The following is a 16,597-nucleotide window of genomic DNA, read 5'->3' on the forward strand; positions in this document are numbered from 1 at the left end:
CCTTCGGCCCCGATAACCCAGCCAGCCGCAACCCGTCGGCACGCCAGAATTTTATTCCGTTCTGCTACAACTCCCCACCCCACCACCAAGTATACTTCCCAGGCGCAGCCCTTCCGGAAGGGGCCGCTTCCGAACTTCTCTTTTCCACCTAAACTTCTACCCCATGGCAGCTATTACCAGCGAAACCGCCCGCGCATACAACGACTTGGTTGAAATTAATAAGACAGCCGCCAAAGGCTACCAGGAAGCCGCTGAGGAGGTTTCTGATGCTAATCTGAAATCGAAGCTGAGCCAGATGAGCCAGCAGCGCGCGCAGTTTGCCGCCGCCCTCACGCAGCATGCCCAGCAGTTCGGCATCAATCCGGCGCAGGAAAGCACCGTGGAAGCAACGCTGGCCGATGCCGCCGCGGCTGTGCACCGGGGCTGGATCAACATTAAATCCGCCATTACGGGCCAGGACGATTCGGCTATTCTGGGCGAGTGCGAAAACGGCGATTCAGTGGCGTTGCAGTCGTACGAAACGGCCCTGAAGTCGCAGGAGCTGCCGGCCGAAGCCCGCACTGTCATTGAGCACCAGCATGGCTCCATCCTGTCCGATAAGAACTGGATTACCCAGCAGAAGGCGACCCGCTAAGCTCCTGGCAGCTATTGAAAAAGACCCGCCCCGTGCGGGTCTTTTTTTTGGGCGCGGTGCCGGAACAGGTCGTTGCAACCTCTCGGGCTGTATCTTTGTTACCAATTGCATTAGTATTGTTTAGTACCTGATACCGCGCCGCTTTTGTACGCCATCATTGACCTTGAGACTACCGGGGGACAGCCCACGCAGGACCGCATTACGGAAATAGCCATCTTCATTCATGATGGTGAAAAAGTGGTGGACCAGTACGATACGCTGATAAATCCGGGGCGCTCCATTCCATTTTTTATCACCCAGCTCACCGGCATCAACGATGAGATGGTGCGCGACGCACCCAAGTTTCACGAGGTGGCCCGCAAAGTGGTGGAAATGACGGAGGGATGCGTATTCGTGGCCCACAACGTACGCTTCGACTATTCGTTTTTGAAAAAGGAGTTTGGCGACTTAGGCTACAACTATTCGCGCAAAACGCTGTGCACCGTGCGCCTCAGCCGCTCCCTGATGCCGGGCCAGCCCAGCTACAGCCTGGGCAAGCTGTGCCAGAACATCGGGATTCCGCTGAACGGCCGCCACCGGGCCGCCGGCGACGCCGCTGCTACCGCTATTCTGTTTGACCGGCTGCTCAAAATCAGCCAGCAGGAAGAGGCGCTGACCAAGCCCGGCCTGTCGCCGGCCGATACGCTGGCCGCCGTGGATGCCAACGCTCCGGCCGGCCGCCGCCCGGTTCCGCAAGCCACCGCCAGCCCGGCCACGGCCGCCACGAAAGCGCCTTCGGCCCGCAAGATAAAAGCAGTGCAGGAAGCCATCCGCACGGCCTTGCTGCCGCCCAACATCACGCCGGAAAAAGTTGCTTCGCTGCCGCATACGGCGGGCGTCTACTATTTCCATAATGAGCAGGGCGAGGTGATTTATGTGGGCAAGAGCATCAACATCTACAAGCGTATCCAGCAGCATTTCGCGGTTGACTACAAGTCGCGCAAGAGTATAGAATTCAAGAATTCCATCTCCGACATTACCTGGGAGCTGACCGGCTCGGAGTTGGTGGCGCTGCTCTACGAGTCGCACGAAATCAAGCGGCTGAAGCCTCTTTACAATCGGAAGCTGCGGCGCTCCGTGTTTCCGGCCGGTATTTTCCTGCGCACCGACGAGCAAGGCTACAAACACCTCTACTACGGCCGCGCCGATGACCATACGGAGTCGCACCCGCTCATTGCGCTGGGCAACCAGTATAAGGCCAAAGGGTTCCTGTTTCACAAGGTTTCCAAGTTCAATCTGTGCCAGAAGCTCTGCGACTTATACAAAACCACAGGGGCCTGTTTCGACTATCAGGTACACCGCTGCAAAGGTGCCTGCCTAGGGCTGGAGCCGCCCGAAGAGTACAACCAGCGCGTAGAGGAAGCCATTGAGTCGTTTACGTATGAGCACGGCTCATTTGTGGTGATTGGGCAGGGCCGCCGCGAGGACGAAAAGACGATAGTTTTGGTCGAAAACGGCCGTTATCAGGGCTTTGCCTACGTTGACACCGAGTCGTTTTCGGCCCGCAATCTGGCTGATTTCAAGAACGTCATCACCCGCTACAACGACAACAAGGATGCGCAGCAGATTATCCGGCAGTATCTGCGAACCAAGCACAAGGACAAAGTGAAAATTTTCAAATAAGGAGGCATGCCTTGCCGCCAAAGTTTGTACCCTGCTCATACGGCAGGGTATTTTTTTTATAAAGTCGGAAGGTTTTTGCTACATGCTTATCATTAGCATTAGGAAAAATGTATATTAAGTATGTGGGCTGCCGGCCCCTGCCGTTCTGTTTGTCTTCGTGCCTATGAAAACGCTCTTTACGTCTCCGCACCTGCTTATTCATCATGATGGATTCGGGCACGCGCTGGAACTGGAATGGCTTGATTTTGCCAACAGCGCACAGTTGCGCGAAGGAATGTGGGAAGGGCTGCGCCTGGCCAGCCTCTACAACGTCCGGGCCTGGATTGGTAACCTACGCGGCATGCACGTTATCCGCCCCATAGACCAGGTGTGGCTGAATGAGGAATGGTTTCCGCGGTTTGCGGAGCTTAACATCACGCACATGGCCATTGTAGAGTCGGAGGACGTGCTGAACCGGCAGGGTGTAACCCAGATAATGCACCGCGCGGGCCCTATGGCCCCTCTCAGCACCGCGTGGTTTCAGACCGTGGAAGAAGCCCGGAACTGGGTGCGCAATACCGCCTTTGCCTTGCAGGCATAGCTTGCCAGGGTAGCGGACTGCCGTGTGCCTTTTTAGTAGAGCCGATGCCGCAACAGCCAGCCAGCCGCGTCAAATTCGGTGGCGGCAGGACGGTATTTTTCCACCTTCAGGGGCTTCGGAACCAGTACCGTGTTGCCGTCTCCACTTTCGAATATGGTGCTGCGGGTACGGGCCTGCCCGGTCGCAGCCGTTGGGCCCAGCACTACATCCTGCCCGGCGCCATCGTAGAGTTCAACCGTGATGCTGGTGGGAGGCAGTGCCCGGAATTCGAATACATCATTGCCGCCCAGCCCAAACAGTTTGAGCGAACTGGTTTCGGTGGCGCTGAACGTACGCTGGCCCACTAAGCTGTCGGGGCGGCTGGCCCCCAGCTGGTACACCCGAACCCGGACCAGCTGTGCGGAAGGCGAATCGAGCACGAACCGTTCGGGCTGGTCGGTGCCGGGCAGCTCGATGTTGCGGGCCAACAGCGTGTAGAACTTGTCGGCAACGGCCGGCAGCTGGTCGCGGCGCTGGCTGAGCTTGCGCTCAAACTCCTGCCCGGCCAGCGCATATACTTCTTTGGGCCACACGGCCAGCGCCTCCCGAATTACCGGATCGGGCAGCTGCTGCTGGAGCGAGTCGGCAATCTGGCGAAAGTCGTCGCGGCTCAGGTACACCAGCAACGACTTGTCCATGGGCCGGGCGGCGCGGTTTAGCCCTTCCACATCAGACAGCCGGATTTTTTCGCCGAAGGTCTGGTAGTTGGACTTCACCCATCCGATCATGTGGGTGAAGAGTCCATCATTGAACTTGAAGAAAGCATGGTCCCGGTCGCGCGGAATAGGATGGTACCGGACCGCACCAGTTGGCCCCTCAAAGCTGGCCCAGCGCCATTGATCTTCCCGGCGGCTCCAGTCGCCGAGCCACATATCAAACAGCCGCGCCCGCAGGTAGCGCCGCGCATCCACCCGAAACTGCGGGTTGGCCATCAGGTTGGTAAACACTTTGCGGGAGCTTTCCACGCGCGAAGAGTTGCCGAAGCTGGCCACGGTGCTCTGGTCGCCCTCAGGCCGCTCTTCCAACAGATACAGCGCATTGGCAAAGCTCTGGCGGTACTCGCCCAGGGCGGGGTCGTCGCCGACGTATACCAAGCGCGGATTGGTGTGGTAAACGCCCGCCGCCCGGGCCAGCCGAGGCACTACGTAGGCACCGTATGGATTGATGACGCTGGTCTGGTCCTTCATCAACCGCCCAATAGGGCCATCCTGCAGGCCTTCGGGCAGAGCTTTGGTTGCGTCTTTATCTACGGAGCGTAGCACGTACTGCACCCCGTTTCGGTCTACAAGGCGCAGGTTTTTGGTTTGGAATGAGCCGCCTTCCCGCACCGGAGTAAGTCCGCCGGGCACCACGGTGCGCAGATTCAGCACTGGTACCGTTACGGGCAAAGCCCACAAGTCGCGGTAGTGCTTGCCCCAGAAGAACGTGTGCAGGCCGGAACGCTGGTACTGTGGGCCGGCTGCTATCTGCACCGTGGAATCAGTGAGCATACGGGCCACGGGCGGCACGGGCGGTGCGGCCGGAGCTGAGCAGGCATGGCACAACAACCCAATACAAAGTCCGCCGGCCCACAGACCTCGGGATGGTAGCAAAAAACGTGACACGCGGCAAAGCAATTAGCTGCCGCCGGGCTGGCGGACTGTCTTATACCGTAAACACAGCCGTAGGGGTTGGCAACGGCCGGTATGAAGTGCCATGCCTACTCGAATTCCGTTACCCTGGCCTGTTCAGCTAACAAGTCCATCGTATCTGCGTTGAAGGATACCAGCCGCGCTTTCCGCCCCGCATGATTTTTCGCTACTCCCTCCCCTTTTTCCTGTTCCTGACGGCTGGCTGCGCCCGCCAGACCTTCTTTCAGCCTGATGCCCGCCCTGACACCGCGCCCCTTGCAGCCGGTGCCGATAGTGCCCGGGTGACAGCCGGCCGGCACTATCAGCGCGGCCCTATTGGGCGGTTTTTGCTGGGCCAGCACCATCGGGCGGCCTGGGCTCGGCCTGTGATGCTGCCCGTGCTTGATGTGGCTACCACTGTGCCTGGAGGCCTCAAAGCCGGCAAAATCGGGGGTGGATTTCAGACTATCAGCATGACAGTGCTAGGAGCAGATGGCCGAGGCTACGCGCTTCGCTCCATCGACAAAGACCCCTACCGCACCCTGCCGAAAGTGCTGCGTCATAGCTTTGTGCTGAATGTAGTGCGCGATGCCACGGCAGCCGGACAGCCGTATGGTGCGTTTGTAGTGCCTCGGCTAGCTGAGGCCGCCGGTGTGCTCCACACCAATCCCAAAGCCTATTATGTCCGCTCTGACGAAACTGGCTTCGGGGCAGCCTCGGAGCGGTATCAGGGGCGAGTAGTGCTACTGGAAGAAAAGCTGGAAGGCAAGGAAAACATAGCCGGCCGCCTGCCCGGCGCTACAGATCTAGAGGAGAGCGACAACATCCTGGCTGAACGGTATAAGTCGCCGAAAAATACCGTTGATGAAGCCGCTTTTCTACGGGCCCGCCTGCTGGATTTGTGGCTCGGCGATTGGGACCGGCATGAGGGCCAATGGACCTGGGCTGCCTACCCGCAGGCGCAGGGCCAGACCCGCTGGGTACCCATACCGCAGGATCGGGACCAGGTTTTTTTCCGGTTTGACGATGGTGTGCTGTCTTGGCTAATGAGCAAGGCGGTAGCGAAGTTCCGGACGTTTGGGCCGCGCTATGAAAGTATAGAGGGCTACACCCGCAATTCCCGCTACATCGACACGCACGTCCTGACCGAACTGAACCGCCGTACCTACCTCGCCACCGCACAGGACCTACAGCGCCGCCTCACCGACTCGGTGATTACGCAGGCCGTGCGTCAGGGCCTACCTCGGGAGGTATTTCGCCGTGAGGGCCCAACGATGATTGCCGCTTTGCGTGCTCGTCGCGAAGCTCTACCCAAAGCGGCCACCGATTACTACCGCCTCCGCGCCCACGATGTGCTGGTAGCTGGTACCGATGCTGACGAGCGGTTTGTGGTTGAACGGCTCAATGACACGGCTACGGTCGTGTCGGTGTATGAGCTGGAGCCTTCCGCCAAACGGCCCGACTCGCTGCTGTACCGCCGCGTCTTCAATCCCGCTGAAACGCACAGCATAGCACTACACGGCCTGCACGGCGACGATGTATTTGAGCTGAGTGGTTCTGTACGCCGCAGCCCGTTCGTGCATATCTACGGTGGGCCCGACGAAGACAAAGTGCGCGATAAGTCCCGCGTGACCGGCCTGCGCCGCAAAACGCGTTTCTACGACACCAAGCGCAACAACGACTTTGAACCTGCTCCGGAGCTAAAGAACAACACGACCAAAGGCGTAGAAAGCCACGCCTTCGACCGGGACGGCTCGGGGAGGTAATTGGCCCTCCCCGTTTCATTATTTCGCCTTTTCCAACTCGGCCAGCATGTCCAGCACCATGTGTTCGGTGGGCGTGAGTAGGTCGTTTTCGGCGGGGTCCGCGTCGTGGCGGCGCAGGTAGTCGATGAGCTTATCCGAGTTGAATAGCTCCATTACCTGCGGATGGATGTAGTATTTGGAGCAGACTGTGGGCGTATTGCCCAGGTCGTGGGCCACGTCTTTTAGGGCCCGCTTCAGTGTCTTGGGCTTGGGGAAGTCCGGCTCTTCGTCCAGTACCCGCTCCAGGCATTCCACCATTTTTACGGTGCCGCCCCAGGTCCGAAAGTCCTTCGCCGAAAGCTTCATGCCCGTAACCTGCTGCAGGTACTCATTTACATCACCCGATTCCAGCTCCTGGCGTTGCCCATCAGTGCTGTAGTACTGGAACAGGTGCTGGCCTGGTATTTCCTTGCACTTCTGCACCAGCCGGGCCAGCTTTCGGTCGTGCAGAGTCAGGTCGTGGGCTACTCCTTTTTTGCCCACAAAGGCAAAGCGGACATCGGCTCCTGTCACCTGCACATGCTTGTCGCGCAGAGTCGTGAGGCCATAGGTTTTGTTCTTTTCGGCGTATTCACGGTTGCCGACCCGGATGAATGATTTGTCCATGAGCGTCAGCACTAGCGCCATCACCTTTTGCTTGTCCAGCTGCGGGCGGGCCAGGTCCTTATGCATCTGGGCCCGCAGTTCGGCCAGCTTTTCCCCGAAAGCCCGCAACCGGCTGAACTTGGTGAGGGCGCGTGCCTGGTCCCAGGCGGCATGGTAGAGGTATTGCTTACGGCCTTTAGCGTCACGCCCCGTTACCTGCAAATGGCTGTTGGGCGAAGGCGAAATCCAGACTTCCGTCCAGGCTGGCGGAATCACGAAGCGCTGGATACGGCTGAGCACTTTCTCGTCCGTAATTTTCTCACCCTGCGCAGTGTAGTAGCCAAAATTACCGTTGCGGGTAGCTTTGCGGGTGATGCCCGGCTTGGTATCGGTTTGGTAACGCAAGCCAGCCAGCTCGGCCTGCCGAGCAGGATCCTTGTACAATTCGTGCGCTTCCTCCAGAGGAAGCAGGTGCTTTTTGCGGGTTTTGGGGCGGGCGTGGGTAGTGGCAGAAGCGGACATGACAGATAGCAAAGTATGAGCGCCGGAATGGCGGCTTCCGGTGTACGGGTGGCAGCCCGAAAAAGGTGGCGTGCGGAGCGAAAGGCTTTTTTTCCTACTGGTTTTCGGTGCCTTAGCCCAGAATGCGTTCCGCAGACAACCTCCAAAAGCCACTTCCCGTACCCGATCCAGTGATTCTGGCATCGTTTTTTCTTCCGCCTGCCGCAGACTACCACCCTTTCTACACCCCAAATCCGATTTTCATGCGCCGTCTTTTGCTCAAACCCTGGCTCCTGCTTTCCCTGGCTGCCACCCTCGGCGGTACTGCCGCCTGCTCCTCTGATGGCGACGGGGTTCTCCTGTTTTCGGTGGAGGACGACAAAGCACTTGGCGAACAGGTAGCTGCCCAAACCGACTCTACCTACCGGGCCAAAGGCCAGCTGCTAGAGCGCAACTCTACAAATGCCCGTGCTTATCAGCTGCTCGATGGCGTAGTAAATAAGGTGCTCAATTCCGGCGAAGTGAAGTACCGCACCGAGTTTCCCTGGGATGTTAAGATCATCAAGGATGATGCCGTGCAAAACGCCTTTGCTACCCCCGGCGGCCACATCTACGTATTTTCCGGTCTGATCAAGTTTCTCGAAAACGAGAACCAATTGGCAGGCGTGTTGGGCCATGAAATTGCCCACGCCGACCGTCGGCATACTTCCAAGCAGCTGCAGCAGCAATACGGTATCAGCCTGTTGCTGAGCATCCTGGTAGGTGACAACCCAAACCAACTGGTGCAAATTGCTGCCGGTTTGGGTCAGCTTAAATTCAGCCGCGACGATGAAAGCGAGGCCGACCAATACTCGGTCATCTACCTCAATAAAACGGAATATGCCTGCGACGGCGCCGCTGGCTTCTTCATCAAGGCCGAGGCACAAAACCAGAGCGGCAACGGTCCGGCCTTCCTCAGCACCCACCCAGCTCCTGCTTCCCGCATCCAGGAAATTCAGGCGAAAGCCGCAGAGCTGAACTGCCAGAACCGTACTATTTCGAATACCGGTTTTGAGGAGCTGAAGCGGATTATTTAGTCTAAGGCTTATTTGCTCTTAGCCAGCCACCTAAAAAGCCAGCCGTATACACGGCTGGCTTTTTTGTGTTTTCTAGTCACTCAAAACCTCATTCTCGGTATCATTTACGCTACTTACTTCGTACTTGCAGCCATGTCTCTCCTCAACAAACTTGGCAGTTTTGCCGAACGCGCCGACGACCTACTCACGCGCACTCGTGCCCGGCTGGGCATGCTGCATCCGTTGCAGCTATTGCCTTACCGCAGCTACGGCACGCCCACTCGTCTTTATGTGAAAGGGCGGTTGCTCACCGACAAAGGCATTACGGAACCCGACGCTTCCGATTCGCGGCTGCACAACCTGCTGAATATGTACCGCCGTTTCGACAGCAACGAAATCAGAGGCGCACAACTGGTAGTACGCCCTGCAGACGGCTCGGAGCATCCGGTCGTGACGGATGAGGAAGGCTATTTCACGCTGAACCTAGAGCCCCAAAGCCTGCCGGAGCCAGTAGATTTTCTGTGGTATCCGGTGGAAGTACTCCTGCAGCAGGTGCCACATCCGTTTACTGCGCAAGAGTTGCGCGCCGCCGCGCCGGTGCTCATCCCCCCTGCTGATGCTGAGTATGGCATCATATCCGACCTCGATGACACGGTTATCCAGACGTCGGCTACCAACCTGCTGCGCATGGCCCGTACTGTACTGATCCGGAATGCCCGCTCCCGCCTGCCGTTCAAGGGGGTGGCCGAGTTTTACCGGCAGCTGCAGCTGGGCCGCAACGGCAAGCGCAACAACCCATTCTTCTACGTCAGCAGTTCACCCTGGAATCTCTACGACCTGCTAGAAGACTTCCTGGACCTCAACGATATTCCGCCCGGCCCGCTTTTGCTGCGCGACATGGCGGTTGCTGGCAAGAAGTCTGGTGATGCCACCGCTCACCACGGCCACAAGCTCAAGGAAATCGACAATCTGCTTCTCACCTATCCAACCCTGCCGTTCGTGCTCATCGGCGACTCTGGACAGGAGGATGCCAATATCTACCGTGAAGTGGTACGCCGCCACCCAGGCCGCATCCTAGCCATCTATATCCGCGACGTGAACCTTCCTGAGCGGGCTGCCCTAGTAGAGCGGGTAACGGAGGAACTGCGCGCTGACAAGGTAGAAATGCTACTCGTGAAAGACACCGTACAGGCCGCTGAGCACGCGGCTGATGCTGGTTTTATCTTCCGGGAAGCAGTATCTGCTGTGGAGCAGGAGAAGCAAAAGGATGAAGCCGCCGATACCGAATCGGACTTGGATGGCGAAGGCACCGGCGAACCGGTGATGCAGTAGTCTGGCACCAAGAGAATTTTCAGGCATACAGCCTAGCAAGCTTAACTAGAGTGGTCGGCAACGATGACCCATTGGCCATTCAGGCGGCGCAACACCAGCAGGTAGTGGCCTTGCAGGTCGCCGGCGGCTGGCCGCGTCAGGTGCCAGCGGCCTACCACGTGCGCGGTATTTGGCCCATCGGGTATGATGCGTAGGCCCTCGAAGCGCAGCTGGCCCATGGCAGCAGCGTCGGGGTAGCTACGGCGGTAGTTGTCGAGGGTCGGTTGCCAGCCGTAGGTAAGGCCTCGTTTGCCGATGAACACCAGCGAATCATGCTGCCAGTAGCCCTGCATGAACCCTGCTACATCTCCACGGTTCCAGGCGGCCGTCTGGGTGCCGAGCAGTTGCGCAATGGCGCGGCGTGTTTCTGCCGGAGAGTCGCGGGAGTCGGAGTAGTCGGAAGAGCAGGCGCAGAGCAGTAGCCCCAGCGAAAAAGCGGCGAGTACTTTCGGTTTCATAGCGGTAAGTATACAGGTTTCGGGTGCAAGGCAGTTGCTAGCGAGAACTACTACAGGCAGCAGAAGCTAGTTTCTACTACCTGTAAGTCGTAGAACGGCCTTGGCACCTGAGACGCTATACAAAGCCGCTTAAGTATCTAAAGCTAATCCAGCAGTTCCTTCACATAAACCGTTCCGCCCAGCCGGCTCATATTGCGCATCACGCGTTGTTGCTTGGCGCGGGCCTGGGGGCCGGGGTTGCTGGCCCGAAAACGCAGCGGGTTGGGTAATACGCCCGCCAGCAGCGCTGCTTCAGCGCGATTAAGCTTGGCGGCGGATTTGTGGAAATACCGTTGCGAAGCCGCCTCTACGCCAAAGGTGCAGTCCCCCATTTCAGCTACGCTCAGGTACATTTCCATGATGCGGCGCTTGTCCCAGAACAACTCAATAAGCACCGTAAAATACGCCTCGGCAGCCTTGCGCACATAGCTGCGCCCCTGCCACAGAAATACGTTTTTGGCTACCTGCTGCGAGATGGTACTCCCACCACGCAGTTTTTTGCCCCCGCTAAAATTATACTGCGCCGCCTTCCACAGCGCATTCCCATCAAAGCCATGGTGCAGCAGAAAGCGTTGGTCTTCGGCCGCAATCAATGCCAGCGGCACCTGTGCCGATACCTCATCAAGACTTTTGAAGTAGTACCGAATCCGGCGGTCATCCTCCTGAATGCCGTGGTAGCCAAGGCCAACCGGCGCGTGGGCGCGACGGTCCAGCATGAGCCAGGTAGCCGGCGGCGACACCCAGCGGTAAATCAATACCCAGGCTACAGAGGTCAGAAACAAAGCCGCTACAACCTGCAGGGCCACTTGCCGGCCCTGCCGCCACAATTTTTTATAGTCAGTTACCAAACCGGAAAGAAACGTCTGTTGTAGTTCCGTATCCGCCTGGATAGGATGCCGGCAAAAGTAATGCTTTCGGGGCCAAAAGCTGCTCTTTTCTGCATTTCACGGTAAGCTGCCCCCAACTTGCTGCCAGCGCTTTTGCCCGTAACTATACGCCGGGGACCCTGTTGAAAACACGTTATAAACCTGCACATTTGAGTATATGCGCACACTCGCTCTGTTTCCGCTGAACCTCGTCGTGTTTCCCGGCGAAAAACTCAATCTGCACATTTTTGAGCCCCGCTACCGCCAGCTTGTGCACGACTGCCTGAGTGAGGGCATTACGTTTGGCATTCCGCCCTACCGCAACGAAGCCGTGAGTTCTTTGGGCACCGAAGTGCAATTGATTGGCGTTGAGAGAACCTACGACAGCGGTGAGCTGGACATCCGTACCCGTGCGGTGGGCGTGTTCCGGATTGAGGAGTTTTACCGGCAGGCGCCTGGCAAACTCTACGCCGGAGGCCTGGTAGAAGATCTGCCTGACAACAACTCGCAGGATGCCCTGCTGCAGGCGCGCATCACGTCCTACATGGAACAGCTATACGACGTGCTGGGCTTGCGCCGGCTGATGCAGGAGCTGCCACCTGATTACCGTATCTATGATATTGCGCACCACCTGGGGCTCAATACGGAACAGGAATACCAGCTATTGGAGGCCGAAACCGAGGTGGAGCGGCAGGAACTGGTGGTGGAACATCTGGAGCACATTCTGCCAGTTCTGCTGGAAACCGAGCGGCTGAAAGAGCGGGTGCGTCTCAATGGCCATTTCAAAAACCTGACTCCGCCTAACTTCTGATTCCGTATCAGGGTTATTACCATATCAACTCATTAGCTGACCTTCTTTTGAAGCAACTCTGCAGTTGGGTCAGCTACAGCCTGCACGGTGCGGAACGGTGCAGGGCGGTTTGCCCGTATAGCAGGCTGCACCTCTCCTCTTACCGCCGTGGACACTTTCAACTTGTTGCTTCCGTATCTTTTGGCAGTTCCGGCGGCGCTGCTTTCCGGGTGGCTGCTGCTACGCTACTTCCAAGAGCGGCACTACCGACGCCGGCCCTACGTGGCCCCTACCCGCAACGACTGGCTCCTGCACCAGCCGGCTCCTACGGCCACGCTCCTGCACCGCGTTGCCCTGCTTGGCGACCCGGGCGCTGTGGCCACCGACGGCACGGACGCTATTCTGAAACTGCTGACGCATTGGCAACAGGAAACGCAGGCCGAGGGTACCATCGTCCTGCTCGGCGACAATGTATACCCAACCGGTTTACCCGCCCCAGAACACACTGGCCGCGCTGCTGCCGAAAAGCGCCTGAACACCTTGCTTGCGGCCTTAGGCACCTTTTCCGGGCGGGTGATATTGCTCAGCGGCAACCACGACTGGAACAAAGGCCGCCCTGATGGCTACGAGTACCTGCTGCGTCAGGAGGCGTATGTAGCAGAACATCTGCCCACCGCCTTCTATCTGCCACCCGGCGGCACACCCGGACCTACATCCATACAGTTGGCAGAAGGCCTGGTGTTGATTGTACTGAATACGCAATGGTGGGTACAGCAGGGCGCCCGACCTCCCCATGACCCCAAAGAGCCGTTCCGGAAACTGCGGAAACTGCTAAACGAGAACCGCCATCAGCGGGTGGTAGTGGTAGGGCACCACCCCTTGTATTCTAATGCCTTACATGGCGGAAAGTTTACGGCCAAACAACACGTATTTCCGCTGACAACTGTATATAAGAGGGCTTACGTACCACTGCCTTTTGTAGGCTCGTTGCTGCCGCTTTACCGTAAGCTGGTAGGCGCTGCTGAAGATATGGCTCACCCGCGCTACCGCAAGATGCGCCGTCGGTTGCTGCGGGTATTGCACGAGTACCCTAACCTTATCTATGCCGCCGGCCACGACCACAATCTGCAGTATTTCGAGCGTAGTGGCAGCCATTTTTTGGTAAGCGGTGCCGGCAGCAAAACCGCCTTCGTACAAAAAGGCGGTCAGGCCACCTTCGTGCATGAGCACACCGGGTTTTTTAGCCTCGATTTCTATACCAATGGCGAAACCTGGTTGCGCACTCTCGAACCTGATGCTGACGGGCAGCCGCTTGCCGAAGTATTCCGGCAGCGCCTGCACCCTGGCCCCGTAGTGGCCGCCCCTATCATTACAGCCAACGTGTTGCAGGTTCCGGCTGACGTCAGGTAGCTTGTTACTGTGCAATAGGTACCAGCACGCGCAAGCTCCTTGGTTTGATTTCCACCTCGACCGGAACCGGCAGACGCCGGGGCTCACCGTCAATCTGTATTAGAGCCTCGGTTTGGCCGGGCACCGTAATGCGGGCGTGGCGGCAGCGCAGCCGGCGGGTATAGAAGGAAGCATCGAAGTCAGAAGTGTAGAGGCGGTAGAGAATGCCGGGAGCCGCCGCGCCGGGAAAAGGCTCAATCAGGCAGATTTCAAACTCACCGTCATCAATCCGGCTGTCCGGATTGATGATGACGTTACTGCCGAACGTGTTGGCATTGGCAATAGTCAGCATAAACGCCGGCCCTTCCCAGCTTTCCCGGTCAGTCTCGATGGAATAGGTGGCGGGTTCGTAGCCCAGGTATTCCTGGGTGGCAATGCGCACATACGCTCCTGGCCCACGCGTGTCGCCTTTGTCAAAACGCTCCACAACCAGCGCATTAAACCCCAGATCGGCGAGGTGCGCGGCAAAGTGCCCTCCCACCTGCAGCGTATCCATGGTGCGCTGCTCATGCTCCCAGATCAGACGCAGCGCCCCCGGCAGTTCCTGCGGAATGCCCAGGTCCTTGGAAAGACCGTTGCCGGAACCAAGAGGCAGAATACCCAGTGGCACCTGGGTGTTCTGCAGCGCTTCTCCTACCAGGCTCACGGTACCATCACCGCCGGCCGCAAAAACGGCATCGTAGGCATGCTGCTGCAGCCGTTCTTTCAGGTGGCGCAGGTCCTGGTGGCCGGTAGTATGGTGAAACGCGGCCGTGCGGCCCCGCTCCGTGCAATACGATACGATGGAGCCCTCCAGCTCTGCTTTGTTGATGTCGCCGGAAACCGGATTCAGTACAAACAGCAGGCGGCGTAGCGGTGCTGGTTCGGAAGCAGCCATAAGGCGTAAATGTGGTAAGACTGACAAGGTAAAGCTTCTGCAAACGAAAGAGACCCACTATTTGGTGGGCCTCTTCCGACAATTCAGCTTTCTAGAATGTTAGGGCTTCAAACCGGCCGGTACGCCTTGCGGATACTCTGCCGAAATAGCCCGTTCCAGCTCCCCGATACGATTTCCGGGATTGGGGTGGGTGCTCAGAAACTCCGGCTGCCGGCTGCCGCCACCGCTCTGTTCCAGCACTTGCATCACCTGTATCATGGCGCGTGGGTCATAGCCGGCGGCGGCAGTGTACTGCACGGCCAGCCGGTCCGACTCCAGTTCATCCTCGCGGCCAAAGCGCAGGGTCATCAGCTTGCCCACCATAGCGGCAGCAGCGGAGCCCACTGCGGTACCAGGCCGGTCAGGGTCGTACATGCCAATGGCAGCAGCACCGCTCAGGCCCTGCGTAAGCTGCGACTTGGCAATCTGCTCGGCCGAGTGGCGGCCCACTACGTGGCCCACTTCGTGCGCCAGCACACCGGCCACCTGCCCTTCCGTCTTCATGTTCTTCAGAAGGCCGGCCGTAATAAATACTTGCCCACCGGGCAGCGCGAAGGCATTAATCGTGTTTTCATCGGCCAGCAGATGAAACTGGAATTTGTAAGGGCTCTGGCCCGCTTTGGTGCTGCGAATTATCTGCTGCCCAATCTGCTCAACCCGGGCACCGGCCTGGCGGTCGGGGTGCAGGCCGCCGTATTGCTGGGCCATTTCGGGGGCCGCCTGCAAACCCAGGGCTATTTCCTGTTCGGCAGTCATATCGACGTGCTGCACTTCGCCCGTCACTTCGTTTACGGAGCGTTTGCAGTAGTAGGTGACCAGCGTGATACCGGCCATCAGCAGGGCTATTATGTAGCGAAGATTTCCTCTCATGATTGGGTTGGTGGAAAAGGGAACGGGAGATGAAAACGCCACTGACGTGGCTTCAGGGCTTGTAACGCTACGGGCGCAACAGGGTTGCCACCGGTTCAGGTACCCAAATTCCTCGCTTCCCCGTATCAGTCCTCAATTCGCTCTTTCAGCGCTGCTCTCCCTTTCAACCACCTTACAACCTCCCTCTCATGAATCAGAAACGCACTTTTGGCGCCATTCTCACCATCCTTGGTATTATCGGAATCATCTACGGAGCTTTAGGCTTCATGCAGGTAGGCGGGGTTGCCTTGGGCAAGCTCAACTCTCTCGTACCGTTTGCAGTAGGTCTCATTTTCTTCTTTGCCGGCATCAATCTGGTGAAAGCCACCGGTGACCGAGCGTAGCCCGACTGTTTCATGCAGTAAAAAGGCCTCCCGATACTATATCGGGAGGCCTTTTTGTTGGGGGCGGAAGGTAGTCTGACTAGCTTCCCTGCAGCCCGCGCAGCTGGGCAAATGCATTGATAGCCGGGTCCAGTTGCAACCATGACGAAGAGAAGTTCACGCTGCTGGGCCCATGGGCATAGATTACGGTCCCGTTCTGAATGGTGCGAATAACCTGGGGCGCCTGCTGTACCGGCAGTGCCGGGCAGCCCTGGCTGCGCCCCAGCCGCCCGTGCTGGCGAACAAAATTTTCACTTACATAGTCAGCCCCATGTACCACCACGGCGCGGGTAGCGGCGTTGGTATTGTAGCGGGCATCCTGGCCGTGCAGCTTCAGCGAGAGGCCATGCTTGCCTTGGTATGGCTGGCCCGTCACGTAGAATCCCAGGCTGCTCATTTCAGAGCCTTCCACGTTCGAAAACGTCTGGGCGACATCGTTGCCAGTGTTTTTGCCATGGGCTACCAACGTATGAAACAGCACTTTCTGGCGCCGCAGATCTATCACCCACATGCGTTTCTGGCTGCTGGGGCGAGCATAGTCGATAATAGTGAGTACCTGGCGGCCAGCCGCTGCCGCCCCTTTCTTGGTAAGCGTATAGTACCCCAGCAGCGCTTCCCGGTACACCGCAGGCGACATACCGTACGACGTCAGATGCGCTCCGGTGTAGCTCGTCAACACATACTGATCGAAAGCGGCCAGTTGCTGGGCCCGCACTATGCTGGCCGGAGCCACGGCAGCCGGAGCAGCAGCACGTGAGCCGGCTACAGGTGAGGAGGAAAGCAAACCAGTAGCTACAAGCAGGGTGGCAAGGGCAGTCGGTGCAAATGTCATCGGCTGAGTAGGCGAAGCAGGTGGAAAATGACGGTGGGGCGGCCCGGACTTAACGCCCGGAATACAAAAATAGTATTTTAGCGCAACCAATTCTGCTTGGCCCAACCGCATTT

The 16,597-nt window shown here is 58.2% G+C and carries 16 protein-coding genes; 9 read left to right on the forward strand and 7 right to left on the reverse strand.

The features are described 5' to 3' along the window. The first annotated feature begins 163 nt into the window (after nucleotides 1-163). From IC231_RS17400 to IC231_RS17410, 3 genes are all read left to right on the forward strand, one after another. Nucleotides 164-634, forward strand: a complete 471-nt coding sequence (locus IC231_RS17400; protein WP_190785754.1) for a ferritin-like domain-containing protein — start codon at nucleotides 164-166, stop codon at nucleotides 632-634. 144 nt (nucleotides 635-778) lie between these two features. Next, nucleotides 779-2,296: an exonuclease domain-containing protein gene (locus IC231_RS17405; protein WP_190785755.1), complete on the forward strand. Its 1,518-nt coding sequence runs from the start codon at nucleotides 779-781 to the stop codon at nucleotides 2,294-2,296. Between the two features lie 163 nt (nucleotides 2,297-2,459). Beyond that, entirely contained in the window at nucleotides 2,460-2,876 is a 417-nt protein-coding gene (locus tag IC231_RS17410) for a hypothetical protein (protein WP_190785756.1), read from the forward strand. 32 nt (nucleotides 2,877-2,908) lie between these two features. Here IC231_RS17410 and IC231_RS17415 read toward each other — a convergent pair whose 3' ends face one another. After that, nucleotides 2,909-4,405: a hypothetical protein gene (locus IC231_RS17415; RefSeq protein ID WP_190785757.1), complete on the reverse strand. Its 1,497-nt coding sequence runs from the start codon at nucleotides 4,403-4,405 to the stop codon at nucleotides 2,909-2,911. 296 nt (nucleotides 4,406-4,701) lie between these two features. On the opposite strand from IC231_RS17415, the gene IC231_RS17420 reads away from it, so the two are divergent. Next, the gene (locus tag IC231_RS17420; RefSeq protein WP_190785758.1) at nucleotides 4,702-6,291 is read left to right on the forward strand and encodes a hypothetical protein; all 1,590 of its coding nucleotides are present in this window, start codon (nucleotides 4,702-4,704) and stop codon (nucleotides 6,289-6,291) included. A gap of 18 nt (nucleotides 6,292-6,309) precedes the next feature. Here the strand turns inward: IC231_RS17420 and IC231_RS17425 are convergent, their stop codons facing one another. Continuing rightward, nucleotides 6,310-7,437, reverse strand: coding sequence for a DNA topoisomerase IB (locus IC231_RS17425; protein WP_190785759.1), 1,128 nt, complete (start codon nucleotides 7,435-7,437; stop codon nucleotides 6,310-6,312). Between the two features lie 242 nt (nucleotides 7,438-7,679). Between IC231_RS17425 and IC231_RS17430 the strand changes: the two genes are divergently transcribed. Together IC231_RS17430 and IC231_RS17435 are read left to right on the forward strand one after the other, a co-directional pair. After that, nucleotides 7,680-8,492 (forward strand): M48 family metalloprotease, encoded by an 813-nt coding sequence (locus IC231_RS17430; protein ID WP_190785760.1) that lies wholly within the window; start codon nucleotides 7,680-7,682, stop codon nucleotides 8,490-8,492. A 132-nt stretch (nucleotides 8,493-8,624) separates the two neighbouring features. Then, nucleotides 8,625-9,803, forward strand: a complete 1,179-nt coding sequence (locus IC231_RS17435; protein ID WP_190785761.1) for an App1 family protein — start codon at nucleotides 8,625-8,627, stop codon at nucleotides 9,801-9,803. A 41-nt stretch (nucleotides 9,804-9,844) separates the two neighbouring features. Here the strand turns inward: IC231_RS17435 and IC231_RS17440 are convergent, their stop codons facing one another. Together IC231_RS17440 and mtgA are read right to left on the reverse strand one after the other, a co-directional pair. Continuing rightward, nucleotides 9,845-10,300 carry a YybH family protein gene (locus IC231_RS17440; protein ID WP_190785762.1) on the reverse strand — a complete coding sequence of 152 codons (456 nt, stop codon included), beginning with the start codon at nucleotides 10,298-10,300 and terminating at the stop codon, nucleotides 9,845-9,847. A 143-nt stretch (nucleotides 10,301-10,443) separates the two neighbouring features. After that, complete coding sequence (mtgA, locus tag IC231_RS17445; protein WP_317173292.1) at nucleotides 10,444-11,145, reverse strand: monofunctional biosynthetic peptidoglycan transglycosylase; 702 nt, start codon at nucleotides 11,143-11,145, stop codon at nucleotides 10,444-10,446. Nucleotides 11,146-11,383: 238 nt separating this feature from the next. On the opposite strand from mtgA, the gene IC231_RS17450 reads away from it, so the two are divergent. Next, a complete protein-coding gene (locus IC231_RS17450) occupies nucleotides 11,384-12,016 on the forward strand; it encodes an LON peptidase substrate-binding domain-containing protein (RefSeq protein WP_190785764.1) in 633 nt (210 codons plus the stop codon). Between the two features lie 147 nt (nucleotides 12,017-12,163). After that, nucleotides 12,164-13,405 (forward strand): metallophosphoesterase, encoded by a 1,242-nt coding sequence (locus tag IC231_RS17455; RefSeq protein WP_211539162.1) that lies wholly within the window; start codon nucleotides 12,164-12,166, stop codon nucleotides 13,403-13,405. Nucleotides 13,406-13,409: 4 nt separating this feature from the next. Here the strand turns inward: IC231_RS17455 and IC231_RS17460 are convergent, their stop codons facing one another. After that, nucleotides 13,410-14,321, reverse strand: coding sequence for a diacylglycerol/lipid kinase family protein (locus tag IC231_RS17460; RefSeq protein WP_190785765.1), 912 nt, complete (start codon nucleotides 14,319-14,321; stop codon nucleotides 13,410-13,412). 99 nt (nucleotides 14,322-14,420) lie between these two features. Next, on the reverse strand, nucleotides 14,421-15,230 hold the full coding sequence (locus IC231_RS17465) for a M48 family metallopeptidase (RefSeq protein ID WP_190785766.1): 810 nt from the start codon (nucleotides 15,228-15,230) through the stop codon (nucleotides 14,421-14,423). A 188-nt stretch (nucleotides 15,231-15,418) separates the two neighbouring features. On the opposite strand from IC231_RS17465, the gene IC231_RS17470 reads away from it, so the two are divergent. After that, entirely contained in the window at nucleotides 15,419-15,613 is a 195-nt protein-coding gene (locus IC231_RS17470) for a hypothetical protein (RefSeq protein ID WP_190785767.1), read from the forward strand. Between the two features lie 79 nt (nucleotides 15,614-15,692). Here the strand turns inward: IC231_RS17470 and IC231_RS17475 are convergent, their stop codons facing one another. After that, a complete protein-coding gene (locus IC231_RS17475) occupies nucleotides 15,693-16,484 on the reverse strand; it encodes a murein L,D-transpeptidase catalytic domain family protein (RefSeq protein WP_190785768.1) in 792 nt (263 codons plus the stop codon). Between the last annotated feature and the right edge of the window lie 113 nt (nucleotides 16,485-16,597).

Origin of the sequence: Hymenobacter duratus (assembly GCF_014698995.1) — a bacterium.
In the GTDB taxonomy this organism is placed as follows: domain Bacteria; phylum Bacteroidota; class Bacteroidia; order Cytophagales; family Hymenobacteraceae; genus Hymenobacter; species Hymenobacter duratus.